The organism is Clostridium fermenticellae (assembly GCF_003600355.1).
GTDB lineage: Bacteria > Bacillota > Clostridia > Clostridiales > Clostridiaceae > Clostridium_AV > Clostridium_AV fermenticellae.
In genome coordinates this window covers 1,579,414-1,601,262 of the sequence record NZ_CP032416.1, presented here as the reverse complement: position 1 = coordinate 1,601,262, position 21,849 = coordinate 1,579,414, and the positions used below count along the sequence as shown (strand labels likewise).

The following is a 21,849-nucleotide window of genomic DNA, read 5'->3' as shown; positions in this document are numbered from 1 at the left end:
AGGTAGAAAAAATGGCTTGTATTTGTGATACAAAGTATAAAAAATTGGATAAAAATGATATAGATTATTTGACTTCAATAGTAGGTAAAGAAAGGGCTTTTTCAGGAGAAGATATAAGTGAAGATTTTAGCCATGATGAATTAGGTGGAGTAAGTAAAAAGCCAGATATTCTTTTGGATGTATTATTAGCAGAGGAAGTCTCAAAAATAATGAAGTATGCTTATGAAAATAACATACCAGTAGTTGCAAGAGGATCAGGTACAGGATTAGTTGGAGCATCTGTTCCAATACACGGTGGAATAATGATGGATTTGTCCAAAATGAATAAAATACTTGAACTTGATGAAGAAAATTTAACACTTACATTAGAACCGGGAGTACTTTTGATGGAAATAGGACAGTATGTAGAAGATCATGATTTATTTTATCCACCAGATCCAGGTGAAAAATCAGCAACGATTGGTGGAAATATAAGTACAAATGCCGGTGGTATGAGAGCCGTAAAATATGGAGTAACAAGAGATTATGTTAGAGGTCTTGAGGTAGTATTACCTGATGGAAGTATAATGGAATTTGGCGGCAAGACAGTTAAGAGCAGTTCTGGATATAGTCTAAAAGATTTAATTTGTGGTTCAGAGGGAACTCTTGCGATAATTACAAAAGTAATTTTAAAATTAATGCCACTCCCTAAAAAATCAATAAGCCTTTTGATACCATTTAAAACATTAGATAAAGCTATTGAAACTGTTCCTAAAATTATAAAATCTAAATCCATACCTACATCAATAGAGTTTATGGAAAGGGATGTTATACTTGCCGCCGAAGAGTTTTTGGGTAAGAAATTCCCTGACAATTCAGCCGACGCTTATTTACTTTTGACTTTTGACGGAAACAGTAAAGAAGATATAGAAAAAGATTACGAAAATGTTGCTAAAATTTGCCTGGATGAAGGGGCAATAGATATCTTAATAGCGGATACAGATGAAAGGAAGGAAGGAATCTGGTCAGCTAGAGGTGCATTTCTTGAAGCAGTAAAGGCATCTACAACTGAGATAGATGAATGTGATGTATGTGTACCTAGAAATGATGTAGCTAAATTTATAAATTACACATATGAACTTCAAGAAAAATTTAATGTAAGGATTAAAAATTTTGGTCACGCCGGTGATGGAAATTTACACATATATGTACTTAGGGATGATCTCTCAAAGGAAGAATGGGATAAGAAATTATCAGAAGTATTTGATTGTATGTATGAAAAATCAACAGAGTTAGGTGGAAAGGTATCTGGTGAACATGGAATAGGGTATGCTAAAAGACCATATTTGTTCAAATCAATAGGCGAGGAACAAAGACAGCTTATGAATAGAATAAAATTAGCCTTCGATCCTAAAAACATATTAAATCCTGGAAAAGTTTGTGAATAAAAAAATGGACGGCATTATTTGCCGTCTATTTTTTATTGAACTGCTTTTAGTTTATCTATTCCAATCTTTATTCTGTTTATGGTCTCGGATTTTCCAAGTATTTCAGCTATTTCATAGGCTCCACCAGGAGATACCTTTTCACCGGAAACAGCAGTTCTTACAGGCCATAGAACTATTCCATTTTTAACTCCGAGTTCGGAAACTAAATCCATACATGCCTTTTCTATATTTTCAAATGACCAGTCATCTATAGACTCGAGTTTTGGAAGTATTTTTTCGAGACTTTCAAGTGAATTTTCAAATGTTGTTTTCATTTTTTTGTGAACATATAAATCAGCTGAGTATTCAGGTAAGCTTTCAAAGAAAGTTACGATTTCAGGTATTTCACTAAAAATCTCAATTCTTTTATGAAGTAAATCACTTATCTTTAAAAAGTCAAGATCTTTTTTTATAACTTGTTTATAATATGGAAGTGCAAGTTTATTGAATTCCTCAATTGTAAGTTTCTTTATGTATTCACCGTTCATCCATTTTAATTTCACATTATCAAATATAGCAGGTGATTTATTTATACTTTTGTAATCAAAAATTTCAACCAATTCATTTAAGCTAAAGATTTCTTTTTCAGTCCCGGGATTCCAGCCAAGTAAAGCTATGTAATTTAATATAGCATCCTTAAGGTATCCTTTTTTCATAAGATCTTCAAAAGAAGCATCTCCATTTCGCTTACTTAATTTATTATGTATATCCTTCATTATTGGAGGACAGTGAACGTACACTGGAATATCCCATCCGAAAGCATTATAAAGTCTGTTATATTTCGGCGCGGATGAAAGATATTCGCTTCCACGAACAACATGTGTTATACCCATTAGATGATCATCTACAACATTTGCGAAATTATATGTAGGAAATCCATCTGATTTTATAAGTATCATATCATCCAGTTCAGAATTATCAACCGTTATATCTCCATAAATTTCGTCTTCAAAAGTTGTGGTCCCAGTTTCAGGATTATTTTGTCTTATTACATACGGAATTTCAGCAGCTAATTTTTCTTCAATTTCTGATTTTGACAGACTTAAACAATGTTTATCATATTTATATACTTTACCCGATGCTTCACATTTATTCTTTAGTTCATCCAATCTTTCTTTGGAACAAAAACAGTAGTAGGCTTCTCCTTTTTCTACTAATTTTTTTGCATATTCAAGGTATACTCCATTTGAGTTTCTTTCGCTTTGAACATATGGACCAACAGGACCTCCGATATCAGGACCTTCATCGTGTTTAAGCCCGGTAATTTCTAAAGTATTATAAATGATATCTAAAGCACCTTCTACAAATCTATCCTGATCTGTATCTTCAATTCTTAGTATGAAGTCTCCATTGTTATGTTTTGCTATTAAATAAGTGTACAAAGCTGTCCTCAAGTTTCCAACATGCATGTATCCAGTTGGACTTGGTGCAAATCTAGTTCTAACTTTATTCATATTGTTCACCCCTGTTATTTAAAATAAAAACCTCCCATCAGCTGATGAAAGGCATAAGTACAAAATTATATTTCTATTAAATAATATAATAATGGCTAATCTGTGTCAAGGTAAATCTATTTGTTTTAATCCATTATTTTAATTTGAAATTAGGACAATTGGCTGAAAAATATATCATAATTAATATGTTTATGTATGCTATTGAAATTTAAAGATATATGATGAAAAATAAATATAGTTTCCTTAAAATCATTTTAAGGGAAATTGACATATATATATATTATTGATATATATAGTGTATCACATATATTTAAAAAAGACATATATATGAGCGCTAAATAAAAAAAGTATACACTATTCAAGACGGAGGGAATAAATATGTCTATAAAAATTGCTATCAATGGTTTTGGGAGAATAGGAAGAGCAGTTCTAAGGATTGCACAAAATAACTTGGATTCGAAAGTAGAAATTGTTGCTATAAATGCGAGAGCGGATAATGAAACATTAGCACATTTATTTAAGTATGATTCTTGCTATGGTAAGTTTAATGGAAGTATAGAAATTGATGATAATTTCCTTATAGTTAATGGAAATAAAATAAGGGTATTTAGGGAAGATGACCCTGAAAATTTACCTTGGGGTAAACTTGGAATAGATATGGTCATAGAATCTACTGGAAAATTTAAAACTAAGCAGGACTTAAGCAAGCATTTAAAAGCTGGAGCCAAGAAGGTTGTCTTAACAGCACCGGCAAAGGGAGAAGATATAACAGTAGTAATGGGTGTTAATGAAGGAAAGCTCAATATGGATAAGCATAATATAATTTCTAATGCATCATGTACTACAAATTGTCTTGCACCTTTTACTAAAGTGTTAAATGATAAATTTGGTATAGTAAAAGGGCTTATGACAACAATACACTCCTATACTAATGACCAGAGAATTTTGGATAAGACGCATAAAGATTTAAGAAGGGCAAGAGCTGCAGGAGAATCAATAATACCAACTACTACGGGAGCTGCTAAAGCAACCGAAAAGGTTATACCAGAGCTTAAGGGAAAATTAAATGGATTCTCAGTAAGAATACCTACACCAACTGTTTCATTAACAGATTTGGTTTGTGAATTATCAAGACCTGTAACTAGAGATGAAGTTAATGATGTGCTTAAGGAAGCATCAGAAGGAAGTATGAAAGGAATATTAGGGTATTCAGAAGAACCATTGGTATCTATAGATTATAGAGGAGATGAGAGATCATCTATAATTGATGGATTATCTACCATGGTTATATGCGATAATATGGTGAAAGTAGTTTCATGGTATGATAATGAGTGGGGTTATTCATGCAGGGTTGTTGATTTAGTAAATTATATAGCTAATCTTATGAAATGCAGTAAGGAAAAGCTAAGTAAGGAAAAGGTAAATATTGCTTAAAGTATTTATACAATTCTTTTTTAATTTTATAAACATTAAGATTTATACGATATAACTTAAATCGAGTTATATCGTATTTTTATATGCTATAATAATAGATATAAATTAAAGCGTTTTATGAATTAATTTTATTATGCTGGAAATAAATATAATGGATAAGAGTATCATTAAAATGCAGCTTATAGAAAAAGCTGTTGTTTTATGGTATATTTATTTCAATGAAGTCAGAAATATAAATAACTTTATATAAAGGGAGAGGACAATAATGGAAAACACTCAAGGTAAAACGAATTTTATAAGAAATATTGTTGCAGAGGATTTGAAAGAAGGAAGATGCAAGCAGGTGATAACCCGTTTTCCACCAGAGCCAAATGGTTATTTACATATAGGTCATGCAAAATCCATAATACTTAATTTCGAACTGGCAGATGAATTTGACGGAAAAACGAATTTACGTTTTGATGATACAAATCCTTTAAAAGAAAGTACAGAATATGTTAAATCAATTAAGGAAGATGTTAAATGGCTCGGTTATGATTGGGACAATATGTGTTTTGCTTCAGATTATTTTGATGAGATGTATAAAAGGGCAATTCTTTTGATAAAGAAGGAGAAGGCCTATGTATGCGATTTGACATCTGATCAAATTAGAGAATATAGAGGAACTCTAACTGAACCTGGCACAGAAAGTCCTTATAGAAATAGATCGATTGATGAAAACTTAAGTTTATTCAGTCGTATGCAGAAAGGCGAATTTAAAGATGGAGAGAAGGTACTTAGGGCTAAAATTGATATGTCATCTCCAAACATAAATATGAGGGATCCTATTTTATATCGTATATCTCATACAGAACACCATAATACCAGGGATAAATGGTGTATATATCCTATGTATGATTTTGCACATCCATTAGAAGATGCTATAGAAGGTGTTACCCATTCAATTTGTACATTGGAATTTGAAGACCATAGGCCATTATATGATTGGATTATAAATGAGTGCGAGATGGAGAACAGGCCACATCAATATGAATTCGCAAGGTTAAACTTAACTAATACTGTTATGAGTAAGAGGAAACTGAAGTCGCTGGTTGATGGAAATTATGTAGATGGATGGGATGACCCTCGTATGCCAACCATTGCCGGTTTAAGGAGAAAAGGATATACTCCAGAAGCAGTAAGAAACTTTTGCAGGGAAATTGGCGTAGCAAAAGCGAGCAGCATAGTTGATGAAAGAATGTTAGAGCATTTTGTAAGAGAGGATTTACTTCCGAAGGTTCCAAGAACTATGGCAGTTATGAAACCTATAAAGGTTATCATAACGAATTATCCTGAAGGAAAAATAGAAATGCTTACAGCAGAAAATAACCTTGATGATCCTAATGCGGGTGTGCGAGAGATACCATTTTCAAGGGAAATATATATAGACAGTGCTGATTTTATGGAAAATCCACCTAAAAAGTATTATAGATTATATAAAGGAAATGAAGTCAGATTAAAAAATGCATACTTTGTGAAATGTAATGAAGTTATAAAAGATGATGACGGCAATGTAGTGGAACTTCATTGTACTTATGATCCGGAGACAAAAAGTGGTTCCGGATTTAAAGGAAGGAAAGTTAAAGGTACAATTCAGTGGGTTGAGGCATCAAATGCAGTACCGGCAGAATTTAGACTATATGAACCTTTAATACTTGATGAAGCACTTAAAGAATCTGAGGATGAAAATAAGTCATTTTTAGATTTTGTAAATCCAAATTCACTTGAGGTGCTTCATGGATTTGTTGAACCTTATGTAAAGAATGCAAAGCCACAAGATAAATTTCAGTTTGTAAGAATAGGATTTTTCAATGTAGATCCTAAATATACTGAAAATAATAAACTGGTGTTTAATAGAATAGTATCTTTAAAGAGTTCTTTTAAAATAGATAAAAAGTAATTATTTATAATTTTGAGGAGAAGATATGATTAGAATATGGGGTAAAATCGTTAAAGATAATAAAATACTCGATGATTATGTAGCTATTTCTAATATAGATGACACCTATCAGGAAAATCTTAAAGCCTGTATTGTAGAGTTATGCGATAAATTTGATATAGAAAAACCTTATTGGCTTCCATGCAATGTGGATGAGTATAATAAAAGACATAAAACTGTATTTAATCTGAATAATTTCATAGATAAAACAAAATTTGATAAGTTTGTAATAGAGGAAATTAATGACGAAAAAGCTTAATAATAGATTAAAGGGGGCGTAAGATGAAGACATTACTTAACAATATTCCTTGTCTTGTATTTTCACCATGTAATGAAGATAAAAATACATCAACCGTATTTTTTTATCATGGATGGAGTTCTTGTAAAGAGAATCATATATTTACTGGAGAAATACTTTCAAAATTTGGGTATAGAGTTATCATGCCAGATTCCATTCATCATGGAGAACGAGGAAGCTTAGATTATAATGATTTTGAAATTGGAAAAGAATATTTTTTTAAGACAATATTTAAATCAATAGATGAATTTAAAGATATCTTTGAGGAAGTACAGCAAAAATTTAATATAGATGGGAATAGTGTAGCTGTAATGGGACATTCGATGGGTGGGTTTATCGCATCTGGAATATTTGCAAATTATAAGAGTATTAAAACAATGGTTTGCTTTAATGGTGGAACTTCTTATAATATGGCAGTAGGTGAATTAACTAAAGCAGATAAGAATTTTAGAATATCTGAAGAAGATGACTATATGATAAAAAAATATGATCCTCTAACTAAATTAATGAGAGAAGATAATTTAAGACCTATATTTATTTTACATGGAGAAGCTGATGAAATAGTCCCAATTTCAATACAGAACTATTTTTATAATAAAATTATACCATTGTATAAAAAAACACCAGAAATTTTGAAATTTGACAAGATAGCGAGATTGAATCATTATGTCACAGTTGGAATGCTTAAATCGGCGATTGAATGGCTGGATTTGTATGCCTAATAAATAGTTAACTAAATGTGTATATTACGTATTAAGCATTGTTGAAGGCTGATAAATATAAAATAAACTTAAAATTCAAGTGGTTTCGTTAATGAGACTACTTGAGTTTTAAGTTTTATAGTTTAAATTAAGTAAAACATATTTGAATCCAATTAGATAAATAAGTTAACATTTGAATCCTCAGCTTCGCCTAGATAATATCCAACTCCGCCTATTTTAACACCATCGATAAGCTCTTCTTTGCTAAGTCCCATAACATCCATAGACATTTGACAAGCTACTATCTCTACACCACTATCTATGGCCGATTTAATTAGATCTTCAAGAGAGGTTACATTTTTATTTTTCATAATAATTCTTATCATTTTTCCACCCATACCCATCATGTTCATTTTGGATAGCTTTAACCTTTTACTGCCTCTTGGCATCATAAAGCCAAACATAGAATCCATAAGACTTTTCTTTACAGGTACCTTTTCATGTTTTCTTAGAATATTTAATCCCCAGAATGTAAAGAACATAGTAACTTTTTTACCCATTGAGGCAGCTCCATTTGCTATGATAAAGGAAGCTATTGCTTTATCCAGGTCTCCACTAAATACAACTAATGTCTTATTATCTTTTACAATTGCAGTAGATTCAATATGATTTTTTACTTTAGTCTTATTACTGTTTTTTTTTATAAAGGCAGTAATATTACCTTTATTCTTACTTAAGTTAACAAGTTCATTGTTAGTTCTTTGGCACCATGCTTTTATATCTTCGTAAAAACCAGGGTCAGAAGCGGTTACCTTAATAATCTGACCGTCAGTTAAATCATCTATAGACGCTTTAACTTGCATAAGTGGACCAGGACAGCAAAGCCCACAAGCATTAAGACTTTTATCATAGTTCAAATCATCTAGAGCTAATTTTGACTTTACAACTTGTGTATCTTGGTCTAAAACTAGTTTTTCAGAATCAGTATTACTTTCTTTGGATTTTTTAGGAGTAAAATTTAAAATTGACATACTCTTGTATCCGCCAGTTATATTTTTAACTTTAAATCCATTTTGAGATAATATTCTTGATGCAACATACCCTCTAAGACCAACCTGACAATACTCAATTATTTCCTTGTTTTTATCCAGTTCTTTAAGTCTTTCTCTTAAGTTATCTACTGGAATGTTTAAAGCACCTTCAATATGACCGTTATTGAATTCTATGTCTGTACGTACATCTAAAAGAATAGTATTTTCTTTATTGTAATTAGAATATTCTTCTGGAGTAATAACTTCCATTTTTCCAGAAAGGACATTTTCAGCTACAAAGCCAGCCATATTTACAGGATCCTTTGCTGAAGAAAATGGTGGTGCATAACACAATTCAAGTTCTGTCAAATCTGATACCGAGCCGCCAAGTCTCATTGTTGCAGCAATAACATCAATTCTTTTATCAACTCCATCATAACCTATTGCTTGAGCACCTAAAATTTTACCTTCATCATTAAATATAAGTTTCAATGTTAGAGGAAGAGCATCAGGGTAGTAAGATGCATGAGATACTGGATGTACATAAATAACTTTGTAAGGTATATTTAGTCTCTTTAGAGTTCTTTCATTATTTCCTGTACTTGCAGCCGTTAAGTCAAAAATTTTAATTATTGCAGTACCTTGAGTGCCTTTATAAGTTGAATTTAGTCCTGCTATATTATCTGCAGCTATTCTTCCCTGTTTATTTGCTGGTCCAGCTAAAGGTATTGCAGTATTTTGCTTGCTAACAAAATCAACTACTTCAATTGCATCTCCAACAGCATAAATATTTTTAATATTTGTTTCCATCTTATTGTTTACTAATATATGGCTTTTAACTCCAAGATTTATTCCACTATCTTTTATAAAATTAGTATCAGGAGTTACACCAATAGCTAATATTACTAAGTCGGCAGTAATTTTAGTATTACTATTTAGGGTAACTTCAATATTATTCCCATTATCTTTAAAGGACTTCACTCCATCATTTAATATTAAATTTATGTCATTTTCTACAAGTTCTTTCTCAGCTGTAACCACTATATCTGAATCAAATGGTGCAAGAATATGAGGTGCGGCCTCAACTAAAGTAACCTTTAGATCTTTTTCATTTAAGTTTTCTGTTATTTCAACACCGACATAACCACCACCGATGACAACAGCACTTTTTATACCTTTTTTATCGACTAATGATTTTATATTATCTGTATCAGGTATGTTTCTTAAGGTAAAAATTCTGTTGCTGTTTATACCTTCTATGTTTGGTCTGATAGCCCTTGCACCAGGAGACAAAACTAAATAATCATAACTTTCCTCATAGATTCCTTTATTCTTACTATTTACTTTTACTGTCTTTTTGTTAACATCAATGCCAATAACCTCACTATTAATTCTTACATCTATATTGAATCTATCATGCATACTTTCAGGTGTTTGAACTAGGAGCTTTTCTCTTTCTTTAATTGTTTCACCTATATAATAAGGTAAACCACAATTTGCAAAAGATATATACTCATCTCTTTCAAACATTATTATTTCTGCACTTTCATCTAATCTTCTAAGTCTTGCAACTGTAGATGCTCCTCCTGCAACCCCACCAACAACTAATATTTTTTTACTCATGAAAATTCCTCCCTTTAAGCGTATATTTCTATTATTAATTAAGTTCTTAAAAATCATTTTCAGATAGCTTTAAACGTAAGCTTACATAAAATTTAGAACAAAACTTTAAGTAATTTAACAACTAATGGATTACAAATTTTATAGTGAATTTCAAGTCCATTTCGTTTACCTTCAATGATCTTTGCTGTTCTTAACTTCTGTATATGTTGAGATAAGGTAGATTGAGGTATTCCAAGGCAATCTTGCATATAGCTGACATTGCACTCTCCCTTTTCGAGTAATCCCTTAACAATACATAGTCTAATAGGGTGTGCTAATACCTTAAGAATTTCTACCTTTTCATCATATTTTGTAAAATCCTTATCCATAGTTTTATACCTCGTAAAATATTTTTTAAATCATTATATTTATATATTACGATATAACGATACATAAATCAATTAAAAATACAGATAAATTGCAGATTTTTTTGTTAATACTGTAAATAAAATTGATACTAGGGTTAAAATGATAAATAAAAAGTTTAATGAAGAACTAAAAAAGAATTTCTATATGGAAGATGTGTACAATTGGAAAAGCAAAAATAAAGTTTATTTATTAGAAAGACTTGAAAATATAGTATAAATCACCAGAGTTGATTGCCCTAGAACCCTTGAAGGTGATATTTCACTTATTAAGCATATAACCTGGTTTAAATATATAACTTATAAGGACAAATTTAACTCACGCTGCAGAGGTATACTTAGAAACTGAAGGCACATCTAAAAAGCTTTTTACATCTCTTAGCGAAGTCTTTTAGAAAAATTTTAGTAGATTATATACGTTTGAGTGAAACGAGTTTATATAATCTGCTTAAATTTTTAAAAGGCGAGCCTAGAGATGTTAGAACTTTTTTAGGGTGCCAAAGTTTCTAAGTATACCTCTGCTGTGTGAGTTGAGTTTGTCCTTATAGCCATATATCTATGAGTAATGCTTAATACGCAATATATGCATATTATGTTTTGTTATAGATCAGATTTTTCAAATTCACATTCGAATTTTTCCGTTAATTTGTGTAAAGGCTTTTTTAATGTAGATATAAGTAAAAATGCAGCCGCAAAGGATATGAGATAGAAGGAATCTTTAAATACATTGGCCCATATAGGACCAGCTATTGCCTCTCTAAAACCATTTATAGCATATGTAAATGGCCATAAAGGAGCAAGTACTCCGAATATTTGAGGTAAAGTTTTTATAGGATATATACCTCCTGCACCCGCTATTTGAAAAACCATTATTATAACAGAAATGGCTTTCCCTATATTCCCAAGTAAAAAAACTAGTGTGGTTATGATTATAGTGAATGTAAAGCTGCAGATAAGTGCAAATCCTATCATAAGCCATGGATTTTCAGGATTTACTCCGACTATAAATATATTTCCAAGTATTATAATTATAGTTTGTATAATTGAAATTATTAAAAATAAAAGGCATTTTGCAAAATATTTATGAGTGAGTGTTGTTTTTTGTTTGCCTGCAAGATCTTTGCATTTTGTTGTTAGTATGGTACATAGAAGAAGTGCACCAACCCATATTGCAAGAGTTGTGTAAAATGGAGTTACTCCATATCCAAATAATCCCGAATTATATAGTTCAACATTTTTAACCTTAATAGGTGATGATATAAAATTTGATATAGTGTCAGGATTCTTCTCCATTATATTGATTATTGAATTTAAATTACTGTCATTTATATAATTCATTTTGCTATAAAGATTATTTAACTTATCTTTAATATCAGTTAGTTTTTTGTCAATATTATTTCTTTGATCAACTAAATTATTGTTGTTTGTTATACCTAAGCTTGCCATTGTATTTAACTCAGGTTTGAGTCCTTGAATTATATCTAGGGAAGAATCTATTCTATCTAAGTTTGATGTTAATGTATTTGATAATAAATTTAAAGTGTTATATGTTCCAGAATAAAATCCGTTAGAAAAATTCACTATGATGTCAGATATTTGTATGTTGAGTTCTAGAAGATTATCTATTACTGCATTTATAGAATCTTTTGTTGAATTATCATTTATTAACTTTTTTAAGTTCGCTAAATAATAGTTTTCAGAATTTAAATTATTTCTTAACTTTACTAATGAATTTATTAGTTCATTCACGGTATCTAAATGGATTACTCCATTAATCGAAGTTAAAATTTTAATATTTGTATTTGTTTTGGTTAATAGAATATTATTTAAGTATATCATATTATCTATGATATTTTGATTTATAGAAGATCCCCCACTCTCATCAATTATATTTTTTATGTTGTTTAGTAATGATTGTATTTCATATTCTTTTGATTCCATTTCATTGATGTCATTTTTTAAGTTTTCCTGAATAGAGGTTAGAGAATCCCTGGTTAATAGAGTAATATCTTTGCTTTGATATATAATATTGTGAAGGTTATTTATTTCTTTAGATAGTTTTGGTAAATTATTACTCTGCATTTCACCAAGATAGTTATTTAAATTTTCAGAATCGGAATTTTCATTATATATTTGATTTTTTATTTGATTTACTGTGTTTATAGAGCCAGGTAAATCATCCTTAAGTTGTAGGATTTTAGGCTTGTCTATTTCTAGTTTCTTACCTTTAGGGTTTAACTCTTTTAAAATTTCTTTATTAATTGTTTCTATAAATGTTGATTTTATATTATCCGCAAGTTGAGCCTTTGCTGAGTCCGTAATTTTAGTTGCTATTCCATTCATTTTTTCATTTGATTTATATATTATATTTGGTTTTTCAGGAGAAGTTGAGATTAGTGTTAAAAGTTTACTTGAAAAATCCGAAGGTATTTCTATAAGTGAATAATATTTTCCAGAATTAAGTTTATAATTTCCCTGCCAATCATCTATAAAAATCCAATTTATAGATTTGTTCTTTTTCAGATCTTTAACAATTTCATTTCCAACATTTATATTTTTACCTTTAAAGTTTGCACCAGTATCATTATTTACAATTCCTATTGGCATTTTACTTGTGTTTGAATAGGGATCCCATGAGGTTTTAATGCTAATCCAGGCATAGGAAGATGGCAGGAAACACAGTAATAAAATTAATGCAAATACTGATGGATATTTTATTATGCTTTTAATATCTCTTTGTAGTAATTTAAGTATTATTTTCAATATGTTACCTCCTAAAAGTGATGTTGATTCAATCACCTATACCAGATTTCTTTAAGTTTGTTTTTATCTTATAGATTTTATTCTGAAGCGGTTTCTTTAAAAATAAACCTAATATTATAAAGAATATCGATGTCAATATCATAAATGTGAAATCTATAAATACAGAGCTTACAAGAGGTCCGGCAATAGCTTCTCTAAATCCACTAACAGAGTAGGTAAATGGCAATAAAGGTTGTATTATTTGAAATATATGCGGATCGAGTTGTATCGGGTATGTTGCACCGCTCCCAAAAATCTGGGTTATAATGAGAATTATAGACATAGCTTTTCCACCATTTCCAAAGATAGAAACTAGTGTGTAGGTAATTACAGTAAATGTAAAAGCTGAAATTAGAGCTACTATTATTGCTAAGAATGTATTAGCCATTTGAACATTAATTAAAAATCTGTCACCAAATGCTACGACAAAACCTTGAGTTAATGCAAAAGCTATAAATGTACTCATTTTACCAAGATATCTTTCTTTTGGGGTGAAATTTTCGTCTCCCTTAAATCTGTCTGCATCTGTTTTGAAAATTGCCACAAGTACTATGGAACCAACCCATATTGCAAGTGTTGTATATGCTGGAGCCATTGCTGATCCAAAGTTTGAAATAGTGTATATATTTTGCTCTTTAATATTGAAAGGGTTTGATATAAAATTTCCAATGAGGGAAGGATCATCTTGAAGTATAGTAAGTATTTGTATTATGTCATTATTATTGGTGAGTTTAAGTTTATTTGCCAGATTATTAATTTGATTTTTAAAATCATATAATCTGTTATTTAATTTGTTTGATGATTGAGCAGTCAATTGAGTTCCATTTAATAGTGTGTTTATAGAGTTTTCTCCATAAGTATTAAATTTTTTTGATAATTCTAAAAGTGATGAGGCTTGTTTTGTTGACTCAATCATTTCATTTGACAATAAATTTAAATTATTTTTAACGTTATTGTTATAGTCGTAAATTTCATCTGTTAATTTATTATAAAGATTTGCAATATCATTTGCTGTGGAATCTAGAAGTGATTTATTTATATTAGCTGTGTTATCAAATTGCTGCTTTATATTGTTTATTTTATTTTTTTCTGAACTAAGTGTGTTTTTTATATTTTTCATTGAATTTATAAAATTAGATATATGCACATTCTTAATAACATAATTAACTTTTGTTAGAAAGTTAATTATGCGGGAAATTCTATTATACGATATATCAATTTCATTTTCTATTTTATCAATTGTAATGTCTACATTTATATGTTTTGAATTCGAGGATGATAAATTTAATGTTTGTATTAATTCTTGAATTCTGCATATATCTGATTTTGCTGTTTCTAAATTTAATTCAATATTAGAAAAAGAATCATTCATTTCGGATTGAATTGATAATATTGATGAATTAGTACTATAATTATTATCTTCAATTGAGGATATATTTGAATTTGATAATGGGATAGTTGATTCTATGTTCTTGAGTATAGAATTTAATCCATTTGAGTTACTATTTATGCTTGATAAAATATTAGATATAATATCTATATTATCACTTAGTTTTATTATTGAATCTTTTAAATTTATAATACTTTGTTTATTAGAGTATATGTCCTTTGCAATTGGATTTAGTGAAGAAAATATACTTTCATTTACTGTATATACAAAGTTTGATTTTATTTGGTCTGTTAAAGAATTTCTTGCTGAATCAGTTATTTTGATAGCTACAGGGCTGTTTTTGGTATTTACTTTATATTCGATTTCAGGTTTTGTAGGTGAGGGTGATGTTAAGCTAGTTAAGTCCTTTGAAAAATTTGCAGGAATTTTTATAATTGCATAATATGTACCATCAACGATTCCCATATCTGCATTTTTTGAATTAACAAATTTCCATCCTATTTTATGATTATTTTTTAATTTTTCAACTATTTTATTGCCGGCATTTATATATTTTCCCATAATGTTTATGCCATTATCTTCGTTAACTATGGCAACAGGAATATTTTTTGCGTTTCCGTATGGATCCCAGCAGGCCTTTATGTTAACCCATGCATATAGAGAAGGAAGAATACATACACCTGTAACAATTAAAGTTGTTATTGGGTTCTTAAATACATTTTTCATATCTTTTTTAAAAATTTTAATTATGTGTTTTAACATAAGTGGATCCTCCTATTTATGATGCAAGTTATTTATATTAATTTATTTTATAACGACTTCATCTATGTCAGTATTTTATAAAGTTTTTGTAAATTAGTATATTCCAAGTTTTATTGGAATTTAGGCGTCAAATCCTTGAAGCAGATATCATAATTGAATTTGTTTTTTATTTAATGTAAGATTAAAGGTAGCTGAGAATATTGTGTAGAATGGAGAGATGATATGGAAGGTGGATTGAAAAAAACATATTTAAAAAAAGAATTTAGCAGTATAGATTACACAATTCTAAAATCTATTGGGGATTGCATTTATGAAGCTGTTTGTGTAATAAATGAAGATGGAATTGTAGTTATTTGGAACAAAGCTGCAGAAAAATTGTATGATATTAGCTATGATCAAATTATAGGAAAAGGTATTGAGAAATTCTTTCCTAATGCAATTGTGAATAATGTCAGAAAAACTCGAGTTTCAATCGAAAACAAGTATCATTCACCTAGAAAAGGTTCTTATATACTTGCAAATTCTATGCCATTATATATAAAAGGTGTGTTTAAAGGGGCAGTATCAACAGACAGAGATTACGCAGAGGTAAAAAAATTGTATGCGGAGCTTGAAGATGCAAATTCAAAGCTTATTTTTCTTAAAAACGAAGTGAAAAAGTTTTCAGGAATTTTTGGTGATATTATTGGGAAAAGTCCTAATATAGTAAAAAAAATTGAAATGGCCAGGCAAATTGCACCAACTCATGCAAGTGTTATGATCACAGGAGAAAGTGGAACAGGTAAAGAAGTTTTTGCTAGGGGAATTCATGAGTTAAGTGGAAGGAAAGGTCTTTTTGTTCCGGTAAATTGCAGTGCGATCCCTTCAGAACTTTTTGAAAGCGAATTTTTTGGATATTGTTCAGGAGCTTTTACTGGTGCTAGTAAAAAAGGGAAAATTGGTATATTTGAGATGGCAAATGAAGGTACTATTTTTCTCGATGAGATGGGAGATATGCCATTGCATATGCAGGCAAAATTGCTTAGAGTACTGCAGGAAAGAGAAATTGTAAGACTTGGTGGAGAAAAGAGTATCAAACTCGATTTACGGGTAATATCAGCAACTAATAAAGATTTAAGGAAGATGGTAGAGCAAAACAAATTTAGAGAAGATCTATTCTATAGGTTAAATGTTGCAGAAATCAGTCTTCCTCCTCTTAGGGATAGAAAAGAAGACATTCCAATTTTTATAGATCATTTTATTAAAAAATTTTCATCTGAAAATTCAAAACATATATTAAAAATTCAAAAGGAGGCTCTGAGTATTCTTAGTGAATACAGATGGCCAGGTAATATAAGGGAGCTTATGAATGTTATTGAACGTATTGTTATTACAACAACAAATGGGATTATACAAAAAAATTCTATTCCAGATTATATTATTTCTGAATTAAAGAAAAATGATTCTTATAAGGAATACCCCTTAGACCTAATTGAAGCCATAAAGAAACTCGAAATGGATAATATAATAAAAGCTTTAAATTTAACAAAAAATAATAAATCTAAGGCAGCAAGTTTGCTGAATATACCAAGAGCTACATTGTATCATAAATTGCAAAAGTATAAAATAAAATCTTCAGATTGTTCAGAAAATCAGCGCTTTTGAAGGAATTGGGTAAAATTATTTATCCGAGCACATGAGGTGTCATGTGTAAAATATATTAAAATTTTTTTAGGTATATCAGTATTTTTAAATTCTGTTTATCTTGAAAGTGTCCATATAAATACATTTGTATTAATATGGACACTTTATTTTTATTCTATTGAAAGCAGCAGTAACAGTATACTTGAGATAATAATTGTATATTTTAAAAAGATATTGTATAAAATTGGACAATTTTTTAACAAACAAGAAATTTATCGATTATATTTTATATATTAATAAAGTCAAAGAATGCTTATTTTGCAATACTTTATGCGTAAAATATTTCTTTAGATTGATTTTTATATTAACTGGCACATGAATTGCTTATAATATAAAGTGTAAATGATTAAAATATTTTAAATTAAAGTTATTTTTTTATCAAATAGTGTATGATAATTTATGCAATTATTTGCTTTTTTCAGAAAGTAGGTGTATAGTAATGGATTTTGTTTTTCCACTCAGGCAGCATGTTGGAGTGACATCCGGGGTGCTGGTTAAGGAAAATGATTTTGTAAAAAGAGGTCAAATGATAGCAAAAAGGCCAGAAGGTGCACTAGGAAGTAATATTTTTTCCAGTGTAGATGGTGAAGTTAAAGCAGTAGATTCTGAACAAATTGTAATTGAAGAATCAAATACGGATTTTAAAAAATATATATGTTTACAAGGAAAAACACCAAGAGAGCTCATTGAAGAATCTGGAATTGTAGGATTGGGAGGTGCTGGATTTCCAACCTATGCGAAACTGAATACCAGTTTTAAAGAAAAGGGAACGGTAATTGTTAATGCAGCAGAATGTGAGCCGATTTTGTCACACAATATAACACGTATTGACAGGGATCCGGAAAAGCTTCTGGATGGACTGAATATAATAATGAAACTTGTCAATGCTGAAAAAGGGATTGTAGCTATAAAAGGAATACATAAAGAAGTGATTAAAAAACTTGAGAAGGCAAATACAGACAGTCGGGTTTCTGTTCATGCATTGGATAATATTTATCCCATGGGTGAGGAGCGTGCAATTGTAAGAGAGACGCTTGGAATTCTTCTGGAACCAGAGAAACTTCCGATGGCAGCAAATGCAGTAGTTATTAATACAGAAACTGTGTTTCGCATAAGGGAGGCGGTAGAGGATAAAAAGCCCCTCATTGATAAGGATATGACGGTAGCTGGAAAGCTGAAGGAAAATGCATCTATTCATGTATTACTGGATGTTCCGCTTGGAACGAGTGTAATGAAAACGTTTGAAATGGCGGGGGGACTTGGTGAAGAATATGGTGAATTGATCATGGGAGGCCCATTTACTGGTAAGAGAACTTCTTTGAAAGCACCAGTTATTAAAACAACTGGAGGAATTATTGCAGCTGAGAATTTTATGCCGGGACCATCAAAGATTGGACTTTTGGTTTGTGCCTGTGGTGCAAATAAAGAACGCCTTGAAGAACAGGCATCAAGCATGGGTTCCGATGTAGTAGGAGTTGAATATTGTAAACAGGCAAAACAAGTTAAAAATACCCGGAAATGTGAGAATCCAGGGAAATGTCCCGGACAGGTGCAAAAGGTAATGGCATTAAAGAAAGCAGGAGCACAGGCTGTGCTGATCAGCAACTGTACAGACTGTACCAATACTGTAATGTCATGTGCCCCACAGTTGAAATTACCGGTTTACCATTGTACTGACGGTGCAATGCGTGCTGTTAATCATAAGATGATAAGAAAATTTAGAAAAGAAATATAAGGAGGAATTAAAAATGTTCTTATTTAAAATTGCAGGCTTATTATTTTACTGACGGGTATTGCCCGTTAATTATAAAATGATAAGAAGATTTAGAAAAGAATAGCAGGGAGGAATCAAAATGTCTATTACAAAAGAAACATTGCAGAAACACTTGAAAGATCCTGCAATATTTTGCTGCAGAAGAGAAAAAGGTTTGGTTATTGGTGCAGCAGATCTAGAAGATCCGGAATTATTTGAAGATATGCAGGAAGCTGGTCTCTTAAAATTGAGTTCAGATGGTCTGCGTATTGAGCAGGTAGTCGGGAGCACACTGACGAAGGATGTTGAGGCTCTTACACCGATTACAAAAGATGTACTTGATAAGGTCAACGAAGTAGAAGAAGCAGAAGAAATAGAAGAAGTAAATGAGTCTGAAGTAGCACAGGAAAGCAAAGAAGCTTCGGAAATCCAGTCAGTAGGAGGTAATGGAATGATTCACATTGAAATTGGAAAAGCAGAAAAATTTGAAGGCTTAAAACTGGATGTACCAGTGTTTGCCGGAACAGCACCTGCAGTATCCCCTGAAGCAGCAGAAAAAAGTGGAGAGAAAAAGGTTATTCATAAACTTGTAAAAAAGCATATTAAAATTTCAGATGTAAAACTTGGCAAGAAAACTTCTATTAAAGATGGTGTTATTACAATAGATGAAGGTATTGTTAAGAGTGCAGTAAAAAAAGATGTTCTTTGCAAGAGTCTTAAGTTAGATGTTATTCATCCAAATGAAAGACATATATATACAGATACAATCATGGATGTTTGCCCAATTGCTACAAAAGTTGAGGGCGAGCTTGGTGAAGGTATTACAAAGGTTGCTGATGGTGTTGTATTCATGCTTACCGGTGTAGACGAAGATGGCGTACAGATTCATGAGTTTGGTTCTTCCGAAGGATATTTGGATGAGAAGATGTATTTTGGACATCCGGGATGCGCAGATGAAAATGATATTATTATCCGCTGCCACGCAGTTGTTCAGAGATTGTCAGGTATGACAAGACCAGGACCATTTGCAGCACATAAATGCCAGGATTACATTATTCAGGAAGTTCGTGATCAACTGAAAAAGTATGAAGGTGAAGTTGTTAATGAAGAAATCTGTGAAGATGTGCGCAGAGAAGGAAATCCCCGTGTAGTATTAATAAAAGAAATTATGGGACAGGGAGCTATGCATGATAATGTTATATGCCCAAATGAGCCTTCTGGAGTTCTCGGTGGACAGAAGAATGTAGACTGTGGCAATGTTCCAATTATATTAACACCAAATCAGGTAAGAGACGGATCTATACATGCATTAACTTGTATTGGACCTGCAACAAAAGAAATGACACGTCATTACATTAGAGAACCTCTTGTAGAAAAACTGGCAAAAGATGATGAGTTGGATCTCGTAGGTGTTGTCTTTATTGGTTCACCACAGGTTAATGATGAAAAGTTATGGGTATCTGAGAGACTTGGTTCTATGCTTGAATCACTGGATCTTGACGGTGTCATAATTACAACAGAAGGTTTTGGAAATAACCATATCGATTTTATTCAGCATATTGGACAGGCTGGAAAGAGAGGTATTCCGGTAGTTGGTGTATCCTTCTGTGCATATCAGGGACAATTGGTAGTTGGTAATGAATATGCTACAGCAATGGTTGAAGAAAATATGGATAAGGGCGGATTTGAAAATGATATTGCAGGCTGCTCATGCGTAACTCCAGAAGTAGCTGCACGTGCAATACAGATGCTTAAGAATAAGATGGAAGGCATAGAAATCAAGCCAGCTAAAAAGAAATGGAATAATGATGTTATTAATGCAAACAACAGTATCTTAGGGCTCCCAGAAACAAAGCTTGTTGAAAGTGGAACATTGCATTAATGGATTGTGATTATATAATTAATCCCGTAAAAATGGGAGGGCTCGTGAAAGAAGTGTATGAGGATAAGGTGAAGGTTCATCTTCATGGGCGTTTGGGAGTTATTACGGTTCCAAAACACCTGATTATAAGTGATGAAACTCTGGCAATTGGTCATGAGATGGAATTTTATTTCAGTTATATTCAGGTGGTAGAAGACCCGTATGACTATGACTGTTCTGACATGAAAACAGATCATGAGATAACTCCATGTTTATTGGGAGGAAAAATAACACAAGTAAATGATACTGCCATAGAGGTGGCAATAATGAATAATTTGGGAACCATAGGAGTACCACGGCGCTGGGTATTTACGCCAGTTACAATGAAAGAAGGACAAAATGTAGAATTTTATTTTAGTTGTTTGAAAGTAATTGGCAAACGGGATATTCCAGCAAAATCAATTTAAGGAGGAAGAACAATGAAATTAACAACAAAAAAAGGGATGCAATCCGAAATCTTTGTACCGGTTACACCAAAACCAGTATTTACAGAATTAAAAAAACCATTAAATGAATGCAAGGTCGCTTTTATTACAGCAGGTGGAATTCATAAAAAAGACCAGACACCATTTAATACATCTGGTGATTTCTCTTATCGTGTAATTCCATTTGATACACCATCTGATAAACTGATGGTAACACATGGTGGATTTGATAACTCTGATATCAATAAGGATGTTAATGCTATGTTTCCTATAGATCGTCTTCATGAATTATTAGATGCAGGATTCATTGGCTCTTTGCCTAAAGAGACTTATACATTTATGGGCGGCGGCGGAAATGTTGAAAAATTCAAGAATGAGACAGGTCCGGAAATTGCCCGCAAATTAAAGGAACAGGGTGTAGATGTTGTTCTTTGCACAGGTGGATGCGGAACTTGCCATCGTTCAGCAACAATTGTTACTAGATGTTGTGAAGAAGCAGGTATGAGTTGTTGTGTAATTGCTGCATTGCCTCCAATTGCAAGACAGCAGGGAGCACCTAGAATTACAGCTCCACATGTACCAATAGGATCAAATGCCGGAGAACCAAATAATGTTGAAATGCAGACAGCAATTGTAAAGGAATCCTTAGAATGGGTTCGTGATTGTCCAAGCTTTAATTCAACAAAAATATTACCTTATGAATATCGTCATAACGTATAAATTG

General features: G+C 31.3%; 15 protein-coding genes. 10 read left to right on the top strand and 5 right to left on the bottom strand.

Going from position 1 to position 21,849, the window contains the following annotated elements:
• Nucleotides 1-11 precede the first annotated feature (11 nt).
• Complete coding sequence (locus D4Z93_RS07470; RefSeq protein ID WP_119971997.1) at nucleotides 12-1,427, top strand: FAD-binding oxidoreductase; 1,416 nt, start codon at nucleotides 12-14, stop codon at nucleotides 1,425-1,427.
• A gap of 32 nt (nucleotides 1,428-1,459) precedes the next feature.
• Here the strand turns inward: D4Z93_RS07470 and gltX are convergent, their stop codons facing one another.
• Nucleotides 1,460-2,920, bottom strand: coding sequence for a glutamate--tRNA ligase (gltX, locus tag D4Z93_RS07465; RefSeq protein WP_119971995.1), 1,461 nt, complete (start codon nucleotides 2,918-2,920; stop codon nucleotides 1,460-1,462).
• Between the two features lie 378 nt (nucleotides 2,921-3,298).
• Between gltX and gap the strand changes: the two genes are divergently transcribed.
• The 4 genes from gap (at nucleotide 3,299) to D4Z93_RS07445 (ending at nucleotide 7,352) form a co-directional block, all read left to right on the top strand.
• Nucleotides 3,299-4,354, top strand: a complete 1,056-nt coding sequence (gene gap, locus D4Z93_RS07460; RefSeq protein WP_119971992.1) for a type I glyceraldehyde-3-phosphate dehydrogenase — start codon at nucleotides 3,299-3,301, stop codon at nucleotides 4,352-4,354.
• A gap of 265 nt (nucleotides 4,355-4,619) precedes the next feature.
• Nucleotides 4,620-6,293 carry a glutamine--tRNA ligase/YqeY domain fusion protein gene (locus tag D4Z93_RS07455; RefSeq protein ID WP_119971989.1) on the top strand — a complete coding sequence of 558 codons (1,674 nt, stop codon included), beginning with the start codon at nucleotides 4,620-4,622 and terminating at the stop codon, nucleotides 6,291-6,293.
• A gap of 25 nt (nucleotides 6,294-6,318) precedes the next feature.
• On the top strand, nucleotides 6,319-6,591 hold the full coding sequence (locus D4Z93_RS07450) for a hypothetical protein (protein WP_119971986.1): 273 nt from the start codon (nucleotides 6,319-6,321) through the stop codon (nucleotides 6,589-6,591).
• Nucleotides 6,592-6,614: 23 nt separating this feature from the next.
• Complete coding sequence (locus D4Z93_RS07445) at nucleotides 6,615-7,352, top strand: alpha/beta fold hydrolase (protein WP_119971984.1); 738 nt, start codon at nucleotides 6,615-6,617, stop codon at nucleotides 7,350-7,352.
• A 152-nt stretch (nucleotides 7,353-7,504) separates the two neighbouring features.
• Here the strand turns inward: D4Z93_RS07445 and D4Z93_RS07440 are convergent, their stop codons facing one another.
• The 4 genes from D4Z93_RS07440 to D4Z93_RS07425 all read right to left on the bottom strand — a co-directional run bounded on the left by D4Z93_RS07440 (nucleotide 7,505) and on the right by D4Z93_RS07425 (nucleotide 15,343).
• Nucleotides 7,505-9,985, bottom strand: coding sequence for a CoA-disulfide reductase (locus D4Z93_RS07440; RefSeq protein WP_119971982.1), 2,481 nt, complete (start codon nucleotides 9,983-9,985; stop codon nucleotides 7,505-7,507).
• A gap of 92 nt (nucleotides 9,986-10,077) precedes the next feature.
• Complete coding sequence (locus tag D4Z93_RS07435; protein WP_119971979.1) at nucleotides 10,078-10,353, bottom strand: ArsR/SmtB family transcription factor; 276 nt, start codon at nucleotides 10,351-10,353, stop codon at nucleotides 10,078-10,080.
• Nucleotides 10,354-10,989: 636 nt separating this feature from the next.
• On the bottom strand, nucleotides 10,990-13,152 hold the full coding sequence (locus tag D4Z93_RS07430; protein ID WP_119971976.1) for a YhgE/Pip domain-containing protein: 2,163 nt from the start codon (nucleotides 13,150-13,152) through the stop codon (nucleotides 10,990-10,992).
• A 28-nt stretch (nucleotides 13,153-13,180) separates the two neighbouring features.
• Nucleotides 13,181-15,343 carry a YhgE/Pip domain-containing protein gene (locus tag D4Z93_RS07425; protein WP_119971974.1) on the bottom strand — a complete coding sequence of 721 codons (2,163 nt, stop codon included), beginning with the start codon at nucleotides 15,341-15,343 and terminating at the stop codon, nucleotides 13,181-13,183.
• Between the two features lie 222 nt (nucleotides 15,344-15,565).
• Between D4Z93_RS07425 and D4Z93_RS07420 the strand changes: the two genes are divergently transcribed.
• From D4Z93_RS07420 to prdB, 5 genes are all read left to right on the top strand, one after another.
• Nucleotides 15,566-16,987, top strand: a complete 1,422-nt coding sequence (locus D4Z93_RS07420) for a sigma 54-interacting transcriptional regulator (RefSeq protein WP_119971971.1) — start codon at nucleotides 15,566-15,568, stop codon at nucleotides 16,985-16,987.
• A gap of 478 nt (nucleotides 16,988-17,465) precedes the next feature.
• Entirely contained in the window at nucleotides 17,466-18,761 is a 1,296-nt protein-coding gene (gene prdC / locus D4Z93_RS07415; protein ID WP_119971969.1) for a proline reductase-associated electron transfer protein PrdC, read from the top strand.
• A 118-nt stretch (nucleotides 18,762-18,879) separates the two neighbouring features.
• Nucleotides 18,880-20,661: a D-proline reductase (dithiol) proprotein PrdA gene (gene prdA / locus D4Z93_RS07410; RefSeq protein ID WP_119971966.1), complete on the top strand. Its 1,782-nt coding sequence runs from the start codon at nucleotides 18,880-18,882 to the stop codon at nucleotides 20,659-20,661.
• On the top strand, nucleotides 20,661-21,107 hold the full coding sequence (locus D4Z93_RS07405; protein ID WP_119971964.1) for a CBO2463/CBO2479 domain-containing protein: 447 nt from the start codon (nucleotides 20,661-20,663) through the stop codon (nucleotides 21,105-21,107). The genes prdA and D4Z93_RS07405 overlap by 1 nt, the downstream gene beginning before the upstream one ends.
• Before the next feature lie 12 nt (nucleotides 21,108-21,119).
• The gene (prdB, locus tag D4Z93_RS07400; RefSeq protein ID WP_119971961.1) at nucleotides 21,120-21,845 is read left to right on the top strand and encodes a D-proline reductase (dithiol) protein PrdB; all 726 of its coding nucleotides are present in this window, start codon (nucleotides 21,120-21,122) and stop codon (nucleotides 21,843-21,845) included.
• Nucleotides 21,846-21,849: the final 4 nt, after the last annotated feature.